A 22,095-nucleotide genomic window follows, 5' to 3' on the forward strand; every position below is an offset into this window, starting at 1 on the left:
TCCTAAGGAAGTCTCACTTTAATAAACGAACAAACAATATGAAAACACATCTAATCAAGCAGGGAGCTTATCTCTCGCAAATTGATAATCAACGAGGAAACAGCGTAACCGTTGACCTCCCCGTCGCTTCTGGCGGTACGGCCCAGGGACCTACCGCCTTCGAGCTCCTCGCCATGTCGCTCAATGGGTGCATCGCGACGATCTTCACCACGATGGCCGAGAAGAAGCGCCTCACCATCGAGCATCTAGAGATAGATCTTGAGGCAAAAACGACGGAGGGCGAGATGGAAGCGATCGACTACACGCTACGGGTCAAGACGACCGCCACGGATCAGGAGTTGGAGAAGTGCCTTGAGCTGACCGAAAAGGTCTGCCCCGTGGGACGACTCTTCCACCGTGCTGGAGTCCCCTTCACCCATCGCATCGAGCGAATGTAAGGAGCGCACGTTTTACCCCCTGCTAGCAAAAGAAAAACCCCACCATTGTATCCGTACAATGGTGGGGTTTTCCGTTGTTTAGCGCTTATCTGTGACTAGCCACACTTTGAGGAGCCGCAGTTGGTGCAGATGAGGCAACCCTCCTGATAGACCAGCGTGTGCTGTCCGCAGTTAGAGCAGGCGGCAGTTACGGCTGTACCGCTAGGGAGGTAGCTCTTGAGAGCACGAGCCACACCGTTCTTCCAGGTGTTGATACTTTCATCGTTGAGCTCCATGCCTTGGACCAAGTTGATGACCTGATCTATCGGCATCTGGTAGCGTAGGACGCCTGAGATGAGCTTCGCATAGTTCCAGTACTCAGGGTTGAACTTCGTGTCTAGCCCCTCTACCGTAGTCTTGAAGCCACGCTTGTTGTGGAACTGGAAGTCATAGTGCTTCGTGCCGTCCTCGTCGTAGCTACGGATGATCTTACCCTTCGTCACGCTCTTGGGAAGCATGATACCCTCGTCATCGTCAGCGATACCTGTGAAGACCTCGTAAGGCTTACCGTCGAGCAAGCCGACGAAGGCGATCCACTTCTCCTTATTGTTCTGAAAGCGTACGATGTCAGCATCTAGTACCTTGGGACGCTTGTGTACAGCCTGAGGCATAGTCGTAGGCTCTACGGGAATTTCCGCAGCTGCCTCTTGCTCAGCCTTCGCTTGCTTCTCTTTCTTCTGCTGCTCCTCCGAGATGAGCACGCCTGAGCGAGAGCCCTCACGGTATACGGTACAGCCCTTGCATCCAGCCTTCCACGCCTCAATGTAAAGCGTAGCCACCATCTCCTGAGAGATGTCCGAGGGGAGGTTGATCGTCACGCTAATGCTGTGATCCACCCATTGCTGTATGCGTCCCTGCATCTTGACCTTAGCGACCCAGTCCACATCGTTGGCAGTAGCCTTGTGGTAGGGCGACTTAGCGACCAGCTCCTGTAGCTCTTCGTGCGAGTAGTTCTTCTCGGGGTCGTAGCCGTTGATCTTCATCCAGGTGAGGAAGTTGTGGTGGTAGACCGTGTACTCCTCAAAGGTGTCGCCCGTCTCGTCCGTGTAGTCCACCTTGACGTTCTTGTCGTTAGGATTGACCTTGCGTCTGCGTTTGTAGACTGGCATGAAGACTGGCTCGATACCTGACGAAGTCTGCGTCATCAGGCTCGTAGACCCTGTAGGAGCGATGGTCAGCATCGCTATATTACGACGGCCGAACTTCTTCATCTCCTCATAGAGCTTCGGATCAGCCTTGGCAATGCGCTGGATAAAAGGATTGTCCTTCTCACGCTCTGTGTCATAGAGGTCAAAGGCTCCGCGCTCCTTAGCCAACTCTACTGAGCTAGCGTAAGCTGATAGGCAAAGGGTCTTCTGCACCTCCTCTGCAAAGCTGATAGCCTCGTCTGAGCCGTAGCGCATACCCATAGCAGCGAGCATATCACCCTCGGCTGTGATGCCGACACCTGTACGACGTCCGAGGAGGGTCTTGCGCTTGATCTTGCGCCACAGCTCACGCTCAGCTGCTTTGACCTCTTCGGTCTCCGTATCTGAGGCGATCTTCATGAGGATTGCATCGATCTTCTCCGCCTCTAGGTCAATGATGTCGTCCATGATGCGGAGCGCCTTGGCAACATGCTCACGGAAGAGATCAAAGTCAAACGAAGCCTCTGCCGTAAAGGGGTTGCGCACGTAGCTATACAGGTTGATCGCCAGCAGACGGCAACTATCGTACGGACAGAGAGGTATCTCTCCGCAAGGATTGGTCGAGATAGTCTTGAAGCCTAGATCAGCGTAGCAGTCGGGCACAGACTCACGGATGATCGTGTCCCAAAAGAGCACCCCTGGCTCAGCACTCCGCCAAGCATTGTAGATGATCTTGTCCCATAGCTGGCGCGCCTGAATGGTGCGGGTAAACTTAGGCTCTGCAGAGTGGACGGGGTAGGTCTGCAGATACTCTTTGTCCTCTACGACCGCCTGCATGAAGGCATCGTCGATGCGTACTGACACATTGGCACCCGTCACCTTACCCTCGGTCATCTTAGCATCGATAAAGGACTCGCTGTCAGGGTGATTGATCGAGACCGTGAGCATGAGTGCACCACGACGACCATCTTGCGCCACCTCACGCGTGGAGTTGGAGTAGCGCTCCATAAAGGGTACTAAGCCCGTAGAGGTGAGGGCTGAGTTCTTGACGGGCGAACCCTTAGGACGTATGTGTGAGAGATCGTGTCCCACGCCACCACGGCGCTTCATCAGCTGTACCTGCTCCTCATCAATGCGGATGATGCCACCGTACGAGTCGGGCTCACCGTCTAGGCCGATGACGAAGCAGTTTGAGAGCGATGCGATCTGGTAGTTATTGCCGATGCCAGTCATCGGGCTACCCTGAGGCACGATGTAGCGGAAGTGATCCATCAGATCCATCAGCTCACTCTCAGAGAGCGGGTTGGGGTAGTTGTGCTCTATGCGGACCAGCTCCCGAGCTATGCGCTGGTGCATGTCGCGAGGGGTCTGCTCATAGATATTGCCGTAGCTGTCCTTGAGGGCGTACTTGGTCACCCATACCTTGGCGGCTAGTTCATCACCGCCGAAGTAGTCCAATGTGGCTTGATAAGCCTCATCAAAGGAATATGTCTTTTGCTTCACTTGAATAGATATATGAAGGGTTACAAGATTAAGTCTAGTTGAGATGCTCTGTCATGATGTCATTATAATCCTGAGCTTCTCGTAATTCGTTTGCAATATTACAACCAATAATTGACGTGGGCAAATAAATCAACTAGAAAACATTCAATTGTTGATAAGTTGTCCGAGAAAAAATCGTAACTCACTTATAGTTAGTGTTCTCTGTTTTTGCTGTATGATCGAAAGTTTACCGTTTTGAAAACTGAGTCTAGTGTCAGACAGTCCGATGCTTGTCTATTTGGTTGACTAGATGGGCGGAAGGCGCTTATTCGTTGCGATTCTTTTGAGCTCTTCTTCTAGATCTTCCTCGCTCCGATTCGGACATGAAAACGTTTTCTCCCTAAGAATTTCCCAATAGCTCGGTGGAAAACGAATATTCTCCACGGAGACGGGAAATAAAAGTTCGGAAGAATGAAATGAAAGTTCGGAAGAATGAAATCAAAGTTCCGAAGAATTTTTTCGTCCCTCGCTGGAGAATCAAAAAGCTCCACCGAGGAATTGTCTGATTTCCTTCGACGTGCTCCGACGAACACGTTTATATCATTGCGTCGTCTTGCGGGTGAAATATTTTTCCTCCTGATGAAAATGGATTTTCATGGGCATGAAACTGGATTTTCTCCCGTATGAAACTGGATTTTCACCTGTATGAAACTGGAGCAACGCTAGGGAAAGCGACACGAGTGAGGGGGGACTGCTGAACTATTCAACAACCATTTAGTGGTTGCTTAAGGGGAACTTAGCGGTCGTTTAAGAGGCGCTGAGTGGAGGGTCAGAAGGAGACGGAGATGCCTAGGCGGACGGAGTGGCGCTGGAGCGGGGGGATGCCTTGGCCAGTGATGCGGTAGAAGTATTGGACGGAGAGTACCTTGAAGATGTTGCTCAGTCCTGCCGAGAACTCGAGGTGTAGGTCATTGCGCATTGGCTCGGCGTAGGTGGGGAGGAGGATCTGCCCAGGTCGCGGGGTGATGTGCCGTGGCGACGTGTCGCCCCAGTAGCCGTGGATGCCGACGAGCTCTCGCAGTCCGAGTCGCTTGACGAGCGGGATCCGGTTGAAGAGCAAGCCCTCCATACGATAGAGGAACTTGAAGTCGAGGTATTTGTCGGCGATGAACTCTAGTGGCTGGATGGTCTGGAAGGCATCGGGGACGAGTAGCCAGGCGCGATTGCCATAGGGCGTGAAGAGCTGTGACTGTGGGGTATTGCCTAGAGCGATGCCACTCTGGAGGGTTATGTCGAGTGCGCCAAATATGCTGAGATACAGTCTCTGGCTGTAGGCGAGATGGAGCGCACCGTGGGTCTGGTCGTTGCCCCATAGGCCTCGTGGGTAGACCGATCCAGTGATTGTGAAGGATGGCTTGTAGATGTCTGCCGAGACGATGCTACCAGGCTTGCGCCCTGAGTAGGGCGTGCGTCCAGGCGTCCAACTGAGTGAGGCTCCGATCTCGGTCTGTCGTAGTTCGTGGACTTCGTATTGCTTGCCCTCGTCATCGATCGTATAGTAGTGGAGCGTGCCTGTGGGGCGCTGGCGTTGGTAGTCGACCCATATATGGGAGTAGAGGCTAGGCAACCAGTCGATCTCGTGCGAGGCCTCTATATCTAGTCCGTAGTAGCGACGTGTGATGGTGTAGGTGCCAAAGATAGAGGCGATGCCATCTTTGTAAAGTCCGTAGCTTTCCTCCCCAGGGAAGAAGAGGTCGTTGCGTATGGAGAGCGCAAAGTTGTTTCGTGGGTAGCTGTGGGGGTGTAGCTCTTTTGGCTTAGTGGCGTAGGTGAGACGAGCGTAGTACTTCCACTTTTTGTCCTTAAAGCCATAGGTGACATATCCCTCGGCAAAGAGCTGGTTGTGCAGTTTGGCCGTGGTCATACCACCAAGTCGCAGCCGTACGCCCTCGATTAGGTTGGCACTGATGAGGGTCTCTAGGGGACCAATGTCTAGATAGACACGCTCACGGTGTAGTGGCTCGGCAGGTATCGGGATAAAGCCTACGGAAGCTATCCTGGCGCATAGCGAAAAGAACTTGTACCCAGGGTCGTGGAGGATATAGTCGACGAGCTGTGTGGCGCGCTGCTCGGTGGAGTCTATTGGCTCGGGGCGAACGACCAGACCGTAGTCGTCGATAACGCGTGTCATGAGTTGCTGGAGCGTATCAGCGGGGAGGAGGAGACGCGGGTCGAGCACCTCTGGTCGTAGCGCTGTGGCGCCTGTCGCATAGTGGCTGTAGATGGAGGTGACGCGAGCTAAGGCGGAGATGTTTAGTCGCTTGGATACGCGAAAGAGTGCATCGAGGCGCTGTCGCTCGGGGAGCCATAGGGTGTCGGACCGACCGTCTGGTCGTGTGATGCTCTGCGGGGTGTAGTCTATAGTAATCTCTAGGCGGTCTACCCAGTTGACATTGGCGGTGGTGGGGAGGCGCATCTCTACTCGGTGGATGCTGTAGTCCACGGTGTCTACTAGTAGCGTACCCGAAAAGCCTGCGTCACGCAACTCAATCGGTACGAACTGTATCTGATAGCAGGGATTGCCCGAAGCGTCTGGAATGGTGTCTCGTAGATAGTACTTGTAGAAGGTGATGCCGAGCTGGGAGTGTAGGGGGCCTATGATCTCTTTGGAGAGGAGTGGCAGATCGTTGTCGTAGATGTCTACGGGAGCGAGGAGGGCATCTATATTGCTCGATAGCAGTCCCTCGTCAACGACCTGCTCGACCCCACAGTGTCGTGTGCCGAGAAGTAGCGGGTTCTCTGGGTGCCCACCTTGCTGTGCGTAGACGATGTGTCGCTCACGTAGAGAGAAGGGGAGGATGGGTGTCCTGGCGAGTGCAGAGCTGTCTGCGAAGCTCTTCATGCGCCACTTGGGGATGCCCCAGTAGCCTTTGCCTCGTGTGATGTCGCCCTGAGCGAGGAGGGTCTTTTGGTAGAGCTGGTAGGAGTAGTCGGGCAGGGCGGATAGATGGTTGCGCTCTTTGTGCTGCATCACCTGGCGCATGATGGTTACGGCAGGATTGCCCTTGCGTCGGTAGCGCTCTTTCTTGGGCTTGACGATGATCGTCTCCATGACCGTTTCTTTTCGGAAGAGGGGGATGCGACCTAATTCGTGATTCTGGTATTTGTCCAAGAGCAGTGTGCGACCTTCGTAGCCCAGACAATTGATCTGTAGTGCGATGGAGTCTGTGGCGATGAGCTCTTGCTGTAGCTTGATGGTGAAGGCTCCTTTGTCATTACTGGCGGTACCCGTGACGCTCTGGAGGGTTTCGGTGGAGATGGTGGCGTAGGGGATCGGCTCTCCGGTCTCTCGGTCGTATAGGAGGCCCGTGATGGTGGTGCTCCTGATGATCTGTGCGGGGAGCAAGGTGGGGAGGAGGCACAGGAAGCTCCAGAGCAGGAGACGGTAGCTACGCTTGACAGGCATGAGCGGGTTACTTAGTCAGCTTGCGACGCAGGCGAGCCGTGGGGAGCCCGAGCTGCTGTCGATACTTGGCGGTGGTGCGGCGCGCTATGTCGTAGCCTTGGCGTGAGAGCTCCTCCGTGAGTTGGTCGTCTGTGAGCGGCTGGCGTGGATCTTCCCCATCAATGATTTGCTTGAGGCAATCTTTGATCACTTTGGTGGAGACATCGCTACCGTCCTTTGCCTGCATGCTTTCGCTAAAGAAGAACTTGACGGGGTAGATGCCCCACTGGCACTGTACGTACTTGCTATTGCTGACGCGTGAGATGGTGCTGATATCTAGTCGGGCTAGCTCGGCAACGTCCTTGAGGATCATGGGGCGCAGGTCTATGATGTCGCCCGAGAGGAAGAAGTCTCGCTGCAGCGTCATGATGATGGTCATGGTCGTGCGGAGGGTGTCGTAACGCTGCTGCAGAGCGGAGATGAACCACTCGGCGTCCTTGACTCGGTCGCGGGTGTACTGAATCGTCTCCTTGAGCTTGGCTCGCTCGCTGGTTGAGGCATCTCGGTAGTCGGCGATCATCTGCTTGTAGCTTGGCGACACGGTGAGGGCGGGTATCTCGCGCTGATCGGTGAGGGTCAGGGTGAGCTCGCCTTCATGCTCGGTGATGATGAAGTCGGGTGTGACTTTCGAGAGGAGGGTCTCTGCAGAGGAGTCAAAGCCGTTGCCTGGCTTGGGCGAGAGCTGGTGAATGAGCGACGACACGGCCTCAAGTTGCTTTTGATCAAAGCCTCGCTTGGTGAGTCGCTCGAACCGTTTGTAAGCAAAGTCATCAAAGTAGCTAGAGACGATCTTCTCCGCATTGACCACAGTCTCGCTCTGCTCCATGCGGTGTAGCTGTAGTAGTAAGCACTCTTGTAGCGTCCTAGCTCCTACGCCTGGCGGATCTAAGCTCTGAATGATCTGAAGTAGCTCGGCGAGCTCCTGCTCGGAGGCGTCGATGCCCTCTTTGAGGAGCAGATCCTGAGCGATGAGCGGGAGCGAGCGGTCTAGGTAACCGTCCTCACGGAGGTTCCCTACTATATAAGGTACGAGCAATTGTTGCCGCTCGGTGAGCTCTAGGGTGGAGAGTTGGTTGTCAAGGTAGTCCGTGAGGGAGAGTCCGTGAGCGGCAAAGGGTATCTCCTCGCGCTGCTGCTCTCTTTCGGCGATCATCCTCAGCCGATAAGCTGGTATCTCGTCGTCATTGCCGAACTCGTTGCGTGCTTCGAGCCGATCTTGGTCGGACTGGCTTAGGGAAGAGTCGACTTGCTCGTTGGTTGCGTTGCTTTCATTGGAATCGTCACGAGCAGTGTAAGCCTCTTCGAGGGCGGGGTTGCGCTCGATCTCAGCACTGATGCGCTGCTCCAGCTCGGTGACAGGTAGCTCCAGCAGTTGTATCTGCTGTATCTGCCGGGCGGTGAGGGTCTGGCGCTGCTCTAGCTGCTGTTGCTGGCGATTCTTTAGCATAGCTCCGCAATGGACGAGAGGTGGTGCGAGTTAGAGCCTTTGATCAGGATAAAGCTGTGCTGCGGTTGGTGTCTGGTGAAGTATTGCTTGAGAGCGGTCGCTGAGGGGAAGAAGATGAAGTGTTCGTTCCCATAGTGTCCCTGCAGAGCAAAGAAGTTGGGCCCGCAGAAGTAAGTGACCATCTTAGGGTAGCGCAGGAGGTAGCTCCTTATCTGTCTGATGACGGTGATATGCTCGCTCTCGGCAGCATCGCCGAGCTCGTTCATGTCACCGAGGATGAGCATGCGGTTGAGCCCCTGCGAGTCCATCGTGAAGTAGCTATTGAGCGCCACCTCCATGCTAGAGGGGTTGGCGTTGTAGCAGTCGAGGATGACGCGGTTGCCTTGCGCTGTCGGGGGAAGGACTTGCGACCGCTCATTGTGTGGCTGGTAATTGGTCACGGCCTCATTGATCGTCTTCGGATCTAAGCCGAAGTGTAGTCCCACGGTGATGGCTGCGAGTATGTTGTTGAGGTTGTAGTCGCCGACTAGCTTTGTCGCTAGCTGGTAGCTTTCGCCAGTCTCCTGGTCACGCCACTCTATCTTTAGCAGACCAGTCTCATCGGTGGGGAGTACGGAGCCTGTGATGCGTGGCGAAGAGGTGCCGTTGTAGTAGACCGTGGGCAGTCCATTGAGGTTGCTGATGAGCGTCTTGTCCTCGCCATTGCAGAAGGCTTGTCCGTCATGCTCTCGCAGATAAGCGTACAGCTCGCTCTTAGCCTTGACCACTCCCTCGGGCGTGCCAAAGCCTGAGAGATGAGCCCGCCCAACATTCGTAATGATGCCGTACTGTGGCTGAGCCAGCTTGCAGAGCGAAGCGATGTCTCCGATGTGTGAAGCACCGAGCTCGACGATGACAAACTGATGCTCGGGGCGAACTTGTAGCAGGGTAAGCGGGACGCCTATTTCGTTGTTGTAGTTCCCCTGCGTAGCATGCACCCGATACTTGGCGGACAAGACCGCAGCGACCAGCTCCTTGGTAGTCGTCTTACCATTGGTCCCCGTGATCGCTATGAAGGTTGCCTCGGACTTTGCCCTATGTAGGAGCGCCAGCTCGTGGAGCGCCTCAAAGCCTCCGTCCTTGTAGTAGATGAGTCTCTCCCGAAGGTCGGCTTCCTCGACCGCATCTATATAGCTAAGGTCGTCAACGAGAGCGTACTTGCAGCCCTGCTTGAGCGCATCCGCAGCGAAGCGATTGCCATCGAAGTGGGCTCCTCGTAGCGATACGAAGAGCGAGTCAGGACGCAGATGTCTCGTGTCGGTGCAGATACCGTCGCTCTGGAGGAGTAGGTCGTAGATATGATTGATGTCAGCTGATTGTCGCATAGTAAGAGGATAGGAGATAGCTAATTAGTCAAAAGTCAAAGGCATGCCACTGGGTACGTAGTCAGATACATCTAGCCCCCAGCTCAGGAGCTCCCGTACCATAGAGCTAGAGATGTGGAGCAGTCCTTGCGCTCCAAAGAGGAGTACGGTCATAGGCCCGTTTAGATGGTCATTGATCTGGGAGATACTCTGCTCGTACTCGAAGTCGCTCGTGGAGCGTACGCCACGTATGAGAAACTGTGCGCCACACTGCTTCGCCGCTTCGATGGTCATGCCGCTATAGCTGACTACTCGGATACGAGGCTCCTGCGCATAGACGGTCTCTATCTGTAGAGTTCGTTGCTCGGCGGTGAAGCATGGCTTTTTCGTCGGGTGCGTGCCGATACCTATGACCACCTCGTCGAAAATCTTGAGAGCACGTGCCACAATGTCCGCATGCCCTAGTGTGAAGGGGTCAAAGGAACCCGCAAAGAATCCGATACGCTTCATATCTGTCTGCTAAGCTAGCTGGGGAGACTTAGACGATCTCCTCGTCGATGACTAGGTTGTCTATGATAAAGTCTTGACGGTCGGGCGTGTTCTTGCCCATGTAGAAGTGGAGCATTCGCTTGAGATTGTCCTCCTTGCGGAGCGACACCTGACGGAGCTTGATGTTTTCCTCCGTGATCAGCTCCTTAAACTCATTGGCGCTAATCTCGCCCAGACCCTTGAAGCGGGTGATCTGAGCCGAAGCTCCCATTCGCTCGACAGCTGCATTGAGCTCCTGGTCACTGTAGCAGTAGGCTGAGGTCTCCGTCTCAGACGCTGGCTCGATGGTCACCTTCTTGCCGCCCTTCTTCTTGCCCGCAGAGGCAACACGTGCCGTGATACTCTTCTTGCGCTTGGCTGGGAGCGAGACACGATAGAGCGGTGTCTCCAATATATATACGTGTCCACGCCGCACCAACTCGGGGAAGAACTGCAAGAAGAAGGTTAGCGTCAGGAGTCGTATGTGCATACCGTCGTCATCGGCATCGGTAGCGATGATCACACGGTTGTAGCGCAAGCCGTCGAGGCCGTCCTCGATGTTGAGCGCAGCCTGGAGGAGGTTAAACTCTTCGTTCTCATAGACCACCTTCTTGCTCAGCCCGTAGCTGTTGAGCGGTTTGCCTCGCAAGCTAAAGACCGCTTGGTAGCGCGCATCTCGGCTCTGCGTGATCGATCCACTAGCCGAGTTACCCTCCGTGATAAAGATACTGGTCAGCTCTGGGTTCTTAGCCTTCGGATCGTTGTAGTGCTCGGTGCAGTCACGCAGCTTCTTATTGTGCAGGCTCGCCTTCTTAGCACGCTCACGCGCCAGCTTGGTCACGCCACTCATCGCTTTGCGCTCTCGCTCGTTGGCTTGGATCGTCTGGAGCATCACCTCGGAGATCTCGGGGTGCATGTGGAGGTAGTTGTCGAGCTTCTCCTTGAGGAAGTCACCGACAAACTTCTGTACCGTCACACCCCGCAGTGGTTCATGCTCAAACATCGGGTCTTGCGGCACCATCTCTTTGGAGCCTAGCTTGATCTTCGTCTGACTCTCGAACTCAGGCTCGATGATGCGAATGCTGATCGCTGCTGCCATGCCAGAGCGAATGTCCCCATACTCAAAGCCCTTGCCCGAAAACTCCTTGATCACACGAGCCACCTGCTCGCGAAAGGCTGTCAAGTGGGTACCTCCCTGTGTGGTGTACTGACCATTGACAAAGCTGTAAAACTCCTCTCCGTACTGCTCAATGTGTGTGATAGCGACCTCTATGTCGGGTCCCGTGAGACGTATGATCGGGTAGAGCGGATCGCCCGTGATGGTGTCTGAGAGGAAGTCCTGTAGCCCGTGACGGCTTACATATTTCTTATCGTTGAGGTAGAGTGTCAGCCCCGTGTTGAGGTAGCAGTAGTTGCGCACGAGCGCCTCCACATGGCGCAGGTCGTAGTGCGAGTTGCGAAAGACCTCAGCGTCTGGCGTGAAGACGACCAAGGTGCCGTGCTCCTCCTTGTCCTCCCACGGCTCCGCTGGTGTATGAGCGATCATCTCAGCCCGCTCGTAGGTGACGGAAGAGGTCTCTCCCTCGCGCCAGCTCTGGACGGTAAAGGTCGAGGAGAGCGCATTGACCGCCTTGAGACCGACACCGTTCAGACCGACCGACTTCTTGAAGGCTTGCGAGTCGATCTTAGCACCCGTATTCATCTTAGAGGTCGCATCAACGAGCTTGCCGAGTGGTATGCCACGACCGTAGTCTCGTATCTGCACCTCGTTTGTCTCGCCGTCTATCGTGATGCGTATCTCACTACCCACACCCATGACAAACTCATCGATCGAGTTGTCTATCACCTCCTTGATAAGGATGTAGATACCGTCGTCCGCCTGCGTACCATCTCCGAGCTTACCTATATACATACCAGGACGCTTGCGGATATGCTCGCTCCAGGAGAGCGTCCGAAAGTCATCCTCGGTGTACCCCGCTACGGCGCTGGGGGATAGCTGGTCTGGGTTATTTAGTGGTTCTTGTATCGGCATGGAGGTGAGGGTAAATAAAGGAAGAGATTAGAGCTCCTTGATGAAGACACGGCGCGTCTTGTGGTGCTTACGCTCGAAGTAGCTCCACTGTAGCTGTACTGCCACATTAGTCTCCAGCTCAGGATTACTCTCAGCGGTCTCGACACCTAACTTGTTGTAGATCGGTATCAAGTCGGCGAAGATCAGTGCATTGATCCCCTTGTTTTGATACTCAGGCAGGACACCGATGAGGTAGAGGTCGACCACCTTGGGCGGGGTCTTGAGCGCATTCAGTAGAGGTATGAAGCCAAAGGGGTAGAGCCGTCCCTTGGCAGCCCGCATCGCCTTGCTCAAGTTGGGCATCGTGATGGCGAAAGCAATCATCTGCTCGTCACGCTCTCGGACGATAGCGGTAAAGAAGTCTAGACGCAGTAGAGGCAGGTAGGCTTTGGCATAGTACTCCATCTGTGCGGGCGATAACTCGCTAAAGCCATAGAGCGGTGCGTAAGCCTTATTGAGCGTGTTAAAGATTTCTTCAGCGTGAGACATAATCTCCTTGCGGCTCTTGTACTTAACCACTTTGAGACCATACTTCTCCTTCACTAGATTGGCGATGCGCTGATGCTTCTCTGGGATCTCCTTAGGGATCTTGATCAGGTACTCCTTCCAGTCGGTACTCTTGGCGTAGCCTAGACGCTCCAGTTGTTTGGGGTAGTAAGCGTAGTTGTAGAGGCCTACGGTCGTACCCATCTGGTCAAAACCCTCCACGAGCATCGCCTCCTGATCCATATCGGTGAAGGACATCGGCCCGTGTATGTAGTCCATTCCCTTGTTGCGACCCCACTGCTCTACAGTCTCAAAGAGCTTGTCGACCACCTCGTCATCATTGATGAAGTCAGCGAAACCAAAGCGAGCGTAGTTTTGATTCCACGTCTCGTTTGCCTTATGGTTGATGATACCTGCGATGCGCCCTACGATCTTACCATCCTTGTAGGCTAGGAAGTAGGCCGCCTCACATACATCGAAGGAGGGATTCTTGTCCTTATCCAGTAGGTCTATCTCATCCTTGATGATGCCAGGGACGTGGTAGGGATTGTTTTTGTACAGCTCAAGGTTGAACTCAACAAACTTCTTCAGTTCCTTGCGCCCATCTATTTGTCTGATTTCTACTGCCATGGTTTGAGATTCTGGTTTTGATTGCTACAGTTACTGCTCTGGCGACAAAGTTAGCAAAATAAGCGATACAAATAGGCTCCCCGACTAAGTAAGCCCGCTATCCGATGCTGGTAAACTGACCTTGTAAAGCTTCGAAAGTGTGTGCGATGAGATGTGACGCTTTACTCCCGCTAAAAGTCAATCTCCACGGAGAAACTTCCAAATAGCTCCATGGAGAATGCTTATTTCCTCCGAAGTTTGAAATAAAAGTTCGGAAGAATGAAATGAAACTTCGGAAGAAAGATTTCGAAGTTCGGAAGAATTTGCCGTTTGCTCCCTGGAGCATCTCAATTTCCTCGGTAGAAAGTCCGTTTCTTCGTCAAGTCTCCGAAGTAGGTCCAGGATAGCTCGCCGCCATAAACACGAGGAAATGTAATTCCCATCGGATGAAAATCCATTTTCATACAGGAGAAAATCCATTTTCATACGGGAGAAAATCCATTTTCATGGGTAAGAAAATCCATTTTCATGGGCATGAAAATAGTTGATCACCCCGAGGAAGCGATCGATAAGGTGGGTGTTACCGTTATATTGGTATTGCTTTTCTCCTAAAAGATTCCGACCTTTGTCGCCAATAATCACATATACCTCTAAACATGAAGAGACTATTCACACTTTTCGCAGGGCTACTAGCCCTCCTCTGGAGCTGCAGCTCTCTGCAGGCGCAGACCACAACGGACGAGCACGAAGACCACGCATCGTGGTTCGTGGGCGGTGTCGCTAGCTTTTGGGTTAATAGCGATGCCAAGACGACGTCGCTAGAGTTTCACCCAGAGCTAGGTTACTTCTTCAACGACACCTGGGCCGTGGGACTGATGGCTGGATATGGACTGAAGTCGTATGAGATGACTAGCCAGAAGGCGCTACAGCACGAGTTCTCGCTCTCACCTTTCGTCCGCTACTACTTCCTACACAGAGGCCCCTTCAACCTCTATCTAGACGGCAATGTCGGCTACAGCTATGAGAGACAGGGCGAACATAGTCACCAGGGCTTTGAGGTGGGCTTGCGTCCAGGCGCTTGTCTAGACCTTGCGGATGGCTTGTGCCTCTGTATGCGTCTGGGATTCCTAGGCTATCGCAAGAGCTTCCATGGTGATGAGCCTGGCGTGCCTTCAAATGGATTCGGACTATCCTTCACGCCAGAGCATCTGATGGTCGGACTGGAGCTAGAGTTTTAGCTCTCCTGCTCAGCTATCATACGGTTGAGCTGATCAATATAATCGAGGAGTTCGTCACGCCCCATGCCAGTCGACGCACTGGTCACGAAGAGGGGCGGTAGCTCCTCCCAATCTTCTAGTAGACGAGATCGGTAAGCCTCTACAGCCTCCTGCTGTACCTGCTTGCCGATCTTGTCCGCTTTGGTGAAAACGATACTGAAGGGGATGCCTTTTTCGCCCATCTCGTTGATAAACTCTAGGTCGATGCGCTGCGGCTCATGGCGTATGTCCACGAGGACAAAGAGATTGACCAAAGCCTCGCGCTTAGAGACATACTGGGTGATCAGCTTGCGAAACTGCTCTCGCTGCTCGAGGCTTCGGCGTGCGTAGCCGTAGCCAGGCAGGTCGACGAGATGCCACGATTGATTGATCAGAAAGTGGTTGATGAGTTGCGTCTTACCAGGCTTTTGCGAGGTCATCGCTAGCCCTTTGTGACCGGTGAGCATATTGATGAGCGAGGACTTGCCCACGTTGGAGCGCCCGATGAAGGCGTACTCAGGGAGGGTGCTCTGGGGACAGGACTTGACTGAAGGACTGCTCTGTACGAAGGTGGCGGAGTGTATTAACATTGTTGTTTGGGTCTTGGTAGATGAATGAATAGGTGCTTTAGACTAATGTATTGGGCACCTGAAACTGCTCGTGCATTTGGTCGAAGCGGGCTAAGGAGTCAGCGCCAAACTTGGCGAGCGAGGTGCGCACCTTCTCCAGGGGCTTCTGGTGCTCTAGCTGGGTCTTGGAGTAAAATTTGTCGGCATAGCAGATGATGCGCTCCTCGATGCTCTGGGGCATATAGAGGCGGTCGGTCGGGAGATCTAGTCCACGAGCGTGGATGGTCTCACTGTCTAGTCCTGTGCCAGTGTGGCGCTCGGCAACTTGTGCGTGACGCTCCAGACCTAGCTCACGTAGTAGCTGGCCACCAAGGTAGCCGTGCCGTAGGTAAGGCTCGGTGCCGTAGCACCCGATCGTGGGGGCGTCGGTGAGATAGATGCCGATGTCGTGGAGCATGGCGCCCTCGTAGACAAATCGCTCGTCGCACGCTAGCTCGGGATGCTGATGTACAACTTCAAGCGCCAGCTCGGCAACCTGCTGGCTGTGGGTCAGCAGGATGCGGTAGCCGAGCGTGTCGGTAGGGTAGTAACGCTCGATGATCTGTATGGGGTCAATCATTTGCTATTACGATGTAAGGGGTTGGCATAGCGGTCTGGGCGGAGTACTCGGTGGCATAAGCGCACTGAGCCTGCGTGATACCACGCTGGTAGGTGCCTGGACGTACCACGCTCTGCTCGTAGCTAATCTCGTAGGAGCCACGGAGTAGACTATTGATATGGTATATCTGCGCATAGTTCCGCGCCTCGACATAGTAGCCTAGACCACGCTGCCACTCGTAGTGACTGAGCTGCTCTAGCGGTTCGCAGCATGCGGAACGCATGTCTCGTATGGTGACGAAGTCTAGGTCACGACGGGTTGTGATGCGAAGCTTCGTGATGAGGACAGTCCCGACGGTGAGCTTTTCGCCAGACTGGATGGGACGCTCTTGCAGTTGTCCGTTGATCTCCTCACGAACGTAAGTTTTGCTCTCGATCATCAGTTCGCCTTGTCGCTCGGACACTTCGCTAAGTGGTTTCTCGCCAACGCTTAGGATGCCACCCCAGAGGATAGCTTGCGGGTCGCTGTGCGTGATGACGATGCTACCCGTGCGGTCTAGTTGGCTAGGCTTGTATTGTAGTCCGCAGTAAGAGTCGGTCTCGATGCGCTTGGTCGTACCATCGGCAAGAGGTATGGAGATGGTCACCTGGTCGTGCGTAGCCGTTTCCCCAGCGCCGTCCTCTAGGAGCGTGAGCAGGAGCTCTAGCTGCGTGAGGTTGGAGGCGCGCAGATTGGTGCGTAGGTACTCCATTGCCCAGCGACGCATCTGCTGTACCGTGTCGGGGTAGATACCCAACAGCTCGAAGAGCTCGATAGTCTCACGCTGTAGCGACATAGAGCGGTCTCGCCAGAAGTAACCGCCAACGAGGGTGTTGGCAAAGAAAGCTCCCTGAGCCGCTTCGTAGGATAGATGGTCGTGCAGGATCTCGGCGAGCTGTCGTGCTTGCGCTAAGTTGCCCAGCTTGTAGAGCGTGTAGGCTGCTTGCGGTAGGGCGTAGAGGGGGAGTTGCTGCGCCTCCTTGACGAGGAGTGGCGTGAGGTAGTCGACGAGTGCCTTTGTGGTCTGGTCCTTTTGCAGAGCCTTAGCGTCACGCCAGCGGTAGGAGAGGTAGAGCCACTCGGCACCCCATGCGGGGAGGGTAGGTTTCCGCTTGCTCTTGGCTAGCTCTTTCTTCATCTCTTGCATCTGCTTGGTCGTGGTGCGGTCGTAAGCCTGCCAACCACGAGTGAGCATGGCGGTTATCTCTTCGTTTTGCTCTAGCTCACTGACAGCTGCGAGGTAGTCGAGGATGAGCGGCGTGAGGTAAGAGGAGCCTGGCATGTCGGGGTACCACGACCAGTCTCCTGAACTGGTCTGTAGGTTGCTCAGCTGCGCTATGTCCTTGGTGGCGGAGCGCTTATTGGGCGCCTTGAAGAGTGTCCAGAGCTGTTCCTGCGCACCGTCGAGCCATCGCTCGGTAGCACGCCAAGGAGTCTCGTCTAGCGGGAGGAGTGTGGTCTTACGGTTGCTGGTCAACTTGTTGGCGCCCTCGGTTGCTTTCGCCTGAGCTTGTGCCTGAACCCACTGAGCTATCTCTGGCTGGCGTAGCAGTTGCTGCGTGCGGGTCAAAGTGTAGATGCGGAGAACCGTATTGATCGCGTCTCGCTCCTCATTGTTAAAGAGGATCGGCAGTTGCTGCAAGGCGAAGTAATGGGGATTGCTCCAGAGCTGTAAGTGTAGCGAAGCTGACGGATCGCTTGCCTGCCCGAGCAACGCGCTGAGCGGGTAGGAGTAGCTCGCCTGCTTGTCCCAAGCGAAGGGGATACTCTCGACGGTGCGTACCGTCGCTGGCTGTACGGGGATGAGGTACTCCTCGCCATCGCTGAGTGAGCCGCTGACGAAGTAGACCTGCACCCGCAGTGCCGAGAGATCTGGCAGAGCGGGTAGGGCGATGGCGTAGGGCGTCACGCCACTGGCGGGAACGGTGAGAGCGAGCTCCAGCGTGCCGTCGGCAAGCGGTGTCGCCGTGCTGTCCGCCGCCAGAGCATCGTAGAGGACTAGTCGAAGGGTGCCACGGAGCGGCTCCTCGGTGAGGTTACGAATCGACCCTGTCAAGTAAGCTTGGTCTCCCTGCATGAGGAAGCGTGGCTGCAGCGTCTCGACCATCAGCTGGCGGTAGCTCTTGATGTCGGCCGTTGCGGCGCAGTCCGTCAGTCGGCTGTCGTAGCCAAAGAGCGCTAGGCGATAGCTGGAGAGTGCCTCGGGCATCTTGCCCGTAAAGGTGACAACGCCCTCGTCGTCGGTGTAGAGGTCCGCTAGGAAGAAAGCGGTCTGAGAGAAGTCTTTTCGCAAAATAGGCGCGGCGAAGCCAGTGACCACCACCTCGTCTAGTCTGTTGCTGCTCTCTTTTTTTGCTCCGGCTTCGTCATAGGCGAGGTCTAGATCATCTTCTACTAAGGATTCGTTCTTAGCAAGAGCCATCATCGGTGGAACGCTTGCTCTAGCACCATAAACCGCACCAGAAATCGCACCATAATCCATTGGCGTGAGCTTCTCTAGACCGAATCGGAAGCAAGGGTTAGGACTGACATTCTGAAGGTAGAGCGGTATGTATTGAGCCAAGCGATAGATGCTGTGCGAGCGCAGGCTCTCCAAGGCAGCGTCATACATCCACGCCATGACGGGGATGCGACGAGCAGGCGTGCCATCGCTGTAGGTGAGGCGAGCTTGCCACGTGTGTGTCTCGCCAGCGAGGAGCTTGTCGGGCATCTCGATCCACGAGAGTTGCAGGGTCGGCTGGTCAGCCGTATAGTGATACTCGAAGCTCTGAGAGCTGTAGCGTCCGTTGCGTACGCAGTAGAGCTCTATGCGGATCTGCCCCTTCGGGTCAATACTCTTGGGGAGCGTCGGCTGCCAGCGACCCACCTGCTGGGCGGGGAGCGCAGGGAGCTGTCCGTAGATAGCGGGCTGGTCTACCGTATTGATGACGTAGTAGATAGACTGCAGGCTCTCGTTGCTGGCATAGTATATCGTAGGTGCGCCACCTCGTGGGTATTCCTCCGAAGGCGAAGCTGCCCACAGCACCCTCTGTATCGGTAGATGCTTGTCACGCTCTGCAAAGAGGACTACCTCTTGCTCTTTCTCTAGCGTCTCACCCGTCTTATCGTGGTAAATGTAAGTCAAGCGGTAGGAGCCCGAAGGTAGGCGAAGCCACTCTGCGGGCAGGTGTAGCTTCTCGTTGGCGGGCACCTCTACCGACCAAGAGCTTGTCGTATCAGCGAGCGAAGTGAGTCGTAGCTCTAGCGTCGTGGCTATGGGCGTATTGTCCTCGTTGGTCACACGGATGGTAAAAGTCTGAGTCTCCTCTGGCCTATCCTTGAAGAAGGTCTTTGCCCCCTTGTACTCCATAGATACAGGTGTCGAGCCAATCCAGATATATCGTCTTAGCTGCTGCGTCTCGCCACTGGGCGCCGTGATGGTTACCTCTATGCGGTAGGTGTGAACTGACAAAGGCTGCGGGTTCTGACGCATAGCCTCGGTGCGTAAGTCTGAGAGGGTGATCGGGAACTCAAAGCTCCCCTCCTGCTCATTGACCTGGAGGGTGCCAGAGGTGAGTAACTGATCGGGAACATCCTCATCAAACCACCAGTTCCTATAGCTCCCCGTCACGCTATAGTTTACAGATGCTTCTGCGAGCGGATAGCCACTGTAAGTCATTGCAGAGCCACGAACGGTAATCGTGTCTCCCAGCGTCATTGCCTCCTCGGGCAGGGTCAAGGAGCCCTCAAAGCTCGGACGCTTATACTCCGCTACGTGAATGGTCGTACTATTGTCAGCAAACTCCTCCACATCGTTGGAGCAAGAGATCTCAATGGTGTAGTAGCCCGTCATCGCCTCTTTAGGAAGCTGGAGGGTCGCATGGAGACGACCCCACTGATCTGTCTGGACTGTGATCGAGTCGATCATATCGTCCTGTGGCGTGTGTAGCTCGATGGTCAGGTCTAGCTTGGGCAGCACCATCGCTTGCTTCGGGTCGTAGCCCCTTCGGTAAGCGACAGCGTAAAGCTCTATCGCATCACCCAGCTGGTAGATACTTCTATCGGTCTGTAGGAACGCCGTGCTGACTGGCTTGAGTAGCTGAAACGAACCGCCCTCGCCACGATAGCCATACCAATGGTTACATAAGGGTAAGAGCAACCGATGGTCTGTACTCTCCACGAGTAAATCCACAGCACGATCTTGCTTCGCCGGCCGAGGTGTTGCAAAGATACCGAGCTTGTCAGGTGTTCGCTCTCCAATCTTGTCTAGTGTAGGCTTATAGTTCGAGTGCCACCCTGAGCGCTTGTCTCCATAGCTCCACAGCTGTATGGGCGCCGTCTGTGCCTGCCCCGTTAGGGCATTCAGCAGTTGAGTTGTTCCGTTGCCTAGATCCAGCGTCCATAGGTCGCTTACGGTGCAGTCGTAAGTCATTGTGTCTGTCTGCTCCACGTCCTCTAGTTGTTGCGCTTCAGCTGTGCGATGAGAGACTACTTGCAGGCGATAGTGCCCCGTGGGCAAGGAGGGAAGCTCTATCGAGTCGCTCTGGTGCACCATCGCATCCAGACCTTGCTTCCCCTGATATGTGTGACTCCAGACGAGCTTGGCTTGCTCGGGAATCGTGTTTCCTTCAGCCTTGATGGCATCTTGTGGCGTAAGCGCAAAGAGCTTGAGCTCCAGTCGCTCTACATTGGCCAGCTTCATCTTTACCATTCCCCGATGGTCGGCTAGGATAAAGCTAGTCAGGGAGATGTTTTCCTTTGGCGAAAACAGTCGACCGCGGATATCCTGACAGAACTCAGAGTACTTGCCCTGCTTGTCAAGCCACTCTAGGTAAGGCATGATGAAGTGGTAGGCACGCAGAGGGTCAGAGCCGTTGGCATAGTAGTAGTATGGGAAGAGCCGCTTGTATATCTCCATCGTCTCAAGGTGCATCTGCTGACTCTGCTTGAGCAAGCCCTCTAGCCGCTTCGCTACGGTACTGAAAGCTGTGCCACGGGTTGTCTCCTCGAGCGTCACCGCTTGATAAAGGGCATAGAGCCTAGCCCCCTCGTCCGCTTGCTGGAGTTGATCTTCCGTCAGGAGCGCACCAATCCGAGCCGACCAAGAGGGTGTGCGTCCGACTTGCTGCTCTAGCTGATGCAACTGGGAGAGGGGTAGAGCCTTCAGCAGGTGGCTTATAAGTGTATAGTTACCCTCTTTGGGAAATTGATCAGCGTAAAGCGCATCGGGTAGCTGCTTCGCCTCTTGTCGTGGCATCACCTTATAGAGCGTAGCGCTGGGTGCGAAAGCTGTCTCCATCAATGGATCAATAGCTTTCATATAGTCCGCATCGCTCCAGTGGCGAGGCGTGACGCTGTCTTGCTCTTGGGTCGTGAGGCTTAGTCCCTCTGACCTCAGGCGCTGACTGTAGCTCCGACTGATATACTGATTCGCTATGTATAGAGCGAGGAAGCGCTGATCTCGCACCGACAACTTATCTCGTCCTTGCCACGTGGTGTGGAGTAGGGGGAACTGCTCCAGCAGACGGTTGTAGTCTAATCTGCGAAGAGCCGTCTTGTGCGCCTCTAGAGCCTCGATTGTGTAGTTGAGATTGCCCTCACGGAGAGCCTGAGTGGCGAGTCGCTCAGCGCAGGAGAGCGTCTGTGTCGGCAGACGCTTCTTCTGTAATTCCTGTAGCTCCTTGTAGAGAGCTTGGCTAGATTTGGCTGGTTGCTGTGCCATAGTCATAGTGACAGACAGTAAGGTGGCGAACAATATATATAGTGTGGTGCGAAGTCTCATAATACAGTCCCGTTTGATACCCCTAAGTTACTTGAAAAGATACAAACAAGCAAGGAGCAACGACTGACTTAAATTTTGTAAATCTCACAAGGCTCCCCACGGCGGTGACGCACGGCGTGGCTAGCGGGAGCGCCTTCGTCTCCGTTAAAGGTTACAGTGTCAACGCTTTGACGTCAAAAATCGTCTCGCTTTGACTCAACGGACGCACGATCGTGCGCCCCTAAAAAGGGCTACTCTTGAGGAAATAGCGAAATACCTCGGTGGGGATTGGTGATTCTTCACCGAGGTACGAACCAATGTCCTCTCCTGAAATAGTACACAGTTGGGGAAGCCAACCCCAACAACAATGAAACAAGAAAAAAGTAACCGAGGACGAAAGGGATATCCCCTAGATTTCAAGTGGAGAGTCATCGATGACCTCCTAGCCACAGGCGAGAGCATCGCCACCACCAGCCAGCGCTACGGCATCACCGCACGCACCATTCGAAATTGGTTGCGTACCTTTGGTGTAGAGTTACCCAACCAAAGCACTATGAGCAAGACAAACAAGAACAAAGCCGTAGATCCAGATTACGCAGAACTCAAGCGCGAAAACGCTCGCCTCAAAGCAGCCCTCTTCCAAGCTGAGAGCAAGGCCTTGGTCAACAAAACACTACTCGAAGTGGTCTTGAATCGCTACCACATTGATCTAAAAAAAAAGACCGATTTGTAGCCGTGAAACAGCTTGAATCCGCCCAAGTGAGAGATCAAAAGCTCTCCATAACCTACCTTTGTCAGCAGCTAGAAGTCAGCCGCAAA

Annotated in this window: 13 protein-coding genes; 3 read left to right on the forward strand and 10 right to left on the reverse strand. The window is 54.4% G+C overall.

Annotated elements, in window-relative coordinates:
• Positions 1 to 38: 38 nt before the first annotated feature.
• Complete coding sequence (locus PORUE0001_RS08820; RefSeq protein WP_007366100.1) at positions 39 to 437, forward strand: OsmC family protein; 399 nt, start codon at positions 39 to 41, stop codon at positions 435 to 437.
• A 95-nt stretch (positions 438 to 532) separates the two neighbouring features.
• On the opposite strand, the gene PORUE0001_RS08825 is transcribed toward PORUE0001_RS08820, so the two are convergent.
• The 7 genes from PORUE0001_RS08825 to PORUE0001_RS08855 form a co-directional block, all read right to left on the reverse strand.
• Positions 533 to 3,106 carry an adenosylcobalamin-dependent ribonucleoside-diphosphate reductase gene (locus PORUE0001_RS08825; RefSeq protein ID WP_007366097.1) on the reverse strand — a complete coding sequence of 858 codons (2,574 nt, stop codon included), beginning with the start codon at positions 3,104 to 3,106 and terminating at the stop codon, positions 533 to 535.
• Between the two features lie 808 nt (positions 3,107 to 3,914).
• On the reverse strand, positions 3,915 to 6,551 hold the full coding sequence (locus tag PORUE0001_RS08830) for a DUF5686 family protein (RefSeq protein WP_007366086.1): 2,637 nt from the start codon (positions 6,549 to 6,551) through the stop codon (positions 3,915 to 3,917).
• 7 nt (positions 6,552 to 6,558) lie between these two features.
• Positions 6,559 to 8,037 (reverse strand): RNA polymerase factor sigma-54, encoded by a 1,479-nt coding sequence (rpoN, locus tag PORUE0001_RS08835; RefSeq protein ID WP_007366109.1) that lies wholly within the window; start codon positions 8,035 to 8,037, stop codon positions 6,559 to 6,561.
• On the reverse strand, positions 8,031 to 9,401 hold the full coding sequence (locus tag PORUE0001_RS08840) for a UDP-N-acetylmuramoyl-tripeptide--D-alanyl-D-alanine ligase (RefSeq protein ID WP_007366080.1): 1,371 nt from the start codon (positions 9,399 to 9,401) through the stop codon (positions 8,031 to 8,033). The genes rpoN and PORUE0001_RS08840 overlap by 7 nt, the downstream gene beginning before the upstream one ends.
• Positions 9,402 to 9,425: 24 nt before the next feature.
• On the reverse strand, positions 9,426 to 9,890 hold the full coding sequence (coaD, locus tag PORUE0001_RS08845; protein WP_007366103.1) for a pantetheine-phosphate adenylyltransferase: 465 nt from the start codon (positions 9,888 to 9,890) through the stop codon (positions 9,426 to 9,428).
• Between the two features lie 28 nt (positions 9,891 to 9,918).
• On the reverse strand, positions 9,919 to 11,940 hold the full coding sequence (locus PORUE0001_RS08850; protein WP_007366078.1) for a toprim domain-containing protein: 2,022 nt from the start codon (positions 11,938 to 11,940) through the stop codon (positions 9,919 to 9,921).
• A gap of 27 nt (positions 11,941 to 11,967) precedes the next feature.
• Positions 11,968 to 13,095 carry a hypothetical protein gene (locus tag PORUE0001_RS08855; RefSeq protein ID WP_007366098.1) on the reverse strand — a complete coding sequence of 376 codons (1,128 nt, stop codon included), beginning with the start codon at positions 13,093 to 13,095 and terminating at the stop codon, positions 11,968 to 11,970.
• A gap of 635 nt (positions 13,096 to 13,730) precedes the next feature.
• Here PORUE0001_RS08855 and PORUE0001_RS08860 point away from each other — a divergent pair.
• Positions 13,731 to 14,312, forward strand: a complete 582-nt coding sequence (locus tag PORUE0001_RS08860; protein WP_007366092.1) for an outer membrane beta-barrel protein — start codon at positions 13,731 to 13,733, stop codon at positions 14,310 to 14,312.
• Here the strand turns inward: PORUE0001_RS08860 and yihA are convergent.
• Genes yihA through PORUE0001_RS08875 form a run of 3 tightly spaced genes read right to left on the reverse strand, consistent with a single transcriptional unit; the run spans position 14,309 to position 21,237 of the window.
• Positions 14,309 to 14,920 carry a ribosome biogenesis GTP-binding protein YihA/YsxC gene (gene yihA / locus PORUE0001_RS08865; RefSeq protein WP_007366088.1) on the reverse strand — a complete coding sequence of 204 codons (612 nt, stop codon included), beginning with the start codon at positions 14,918 to 14,920 and terminating at the stop codon, positions 14,309 to 14,311. The genes PORUE0001_RS08860 and yihA overlap by 4 nt on opposite strands.
• Positions 14,921 to 14,957: 37 nt before the next feature.
• The gene (locus PORUE0001_RS08870) at positions 14,958 to 15,518 is read right to left on the reverse strand and encodes an HD domain-containing protein (protein ID WP_007366091.1); all 561 of its coding nucleotides are present in this window, start codon (positions 15,516 to 15,518) and stop codon (positions 14,958 to 14,960) included.
• The gene (locus PORUE0001_RS08875; RefSeq protein WP_007366085.1) at positions 15,511 to 21,237 is read right to left on the reverse strand and encodes an MG2 domain-containing protein; all 5,727 of its coding nucleotides are present in this window, start codon (positions 21,235 to 21,237) and stop codon (positions 15,511 to 15,513) included. Before PORUE0001_RS08875 ends, PORUE0001_RS08870 begins: the two co-directional genes overlap by 8 nt.
• Before the next feature lie 406 nt (positions 21,238 to 21,643).
• Between PORUE0001_RS08875 and PORUE0001_RS08880 the strand changes: the two genes are divergently transcribed.
• Positions 21,644 to 22,009: a transposase gene (locus PORUE0001_RS08880; RefSeq protein ID WP_007364445.1), complete on the forward strand. Its 366-nt coding sequence runs from the start codon at positions 21,644 to 21,646 to the stop codon at positions 22,007 to 22,009.
• The last annotated feature ends 86 nt before the right edge of the window (positions 22,010 to 22,095 follow it).

The sequence above is a fragment of the Porphyromonas uenonis 60-3 genome, from assembly GCF_000174775.1.
Classification (GTDB): domain Bacteria; phylum Bacteroidota; class Bacteroidia; order Bacteroidales; family Porphyromonadaceae; genus Porphyromonas; species Porphyromonas uenonis_A.

Coding starts and splice junctions, on each gene's coding strand:
- PORUE0001_RS08820 (WP_007366100.1), top strand. CDS start 39: ATGAAAACACATCTAATCAAGCAGGGAGCTTATCTCTCGCAAATTGAT.
- PORUE0001_RS08830 (WP_007366086.1), bottom strand. CDS start 6,551: ATGCCTGTCAAGCGTAGCTACCGTCTCCTGCTCTGGAGCTTCCTGTGC.
- rpoN (WP_007366109.1), bottom strand. CDS start 8,037: ATGCTAAAGAATCGCCAGCAACAGCAGCTAGAGCAGCGCCAGACCCTC.
- PORUE0001_RS08840 (WP_007366080.1), bottom strand. CDS start 9,401: ATGCGACAATCAGCTGACATCAATCATATCTACGACCTACTCCTCCAG.
- coaD (WP_007366103.1), bottom strand. CDS start 9,890: ATGAAGCGTATCGGATTCTTTGCGGGTTCCTTTGACCCCTTCACACTA.
- PORUE0001_RS08850 (WP_007366078.1), bottom strand. CDS start 11,940: ATGCCGATACAAGAACCACTAAATAACCCAGACCAGCTATCCCCCAGC.
- PORUE0001_RS08855 (WP_007366098.1), bottom strand. CDS start 13,095: ATGGCAGTAGAAATCAGACAAATAGATGGGCGCAAGGAACTGAAGAAG.
- PORUE0001_RS08860 (WP_007366092.1), top strand. CDS start 13,731: ATGAAGAGACTATTCACACTTTTCGCAGGGCTACTAGCCCTCCTCTGG.
- yihA (WP_007366088.1), bottom strand. CDS start 14,920: ATGTTAATACACTCCGCCACCTTCGTACAGAGCAGTCCTTCAGTCAAG.
- PORUE0001_RS08870 (WP_007366091.1), bottom strand. CDS start 15,518: ATGATTGACCCCATACAGATCATCGAGCGTTACTACCCTACCGACACG.
- PORUE0001_RS08875 (WP_007366085.1), bottom strand. CDS start 21,237: ATGGCACAGCAACCAGCCAAATCTAGCCAAGCTCTCTACAAGGAGCTA.
- PORUE0001_RS08880 (WP_007364445.1), top strand. CDS start 21,644: ATGAAACAAGAAAAAAGTAACCGAGGACGAAAGGGATATCCCCTAGAT.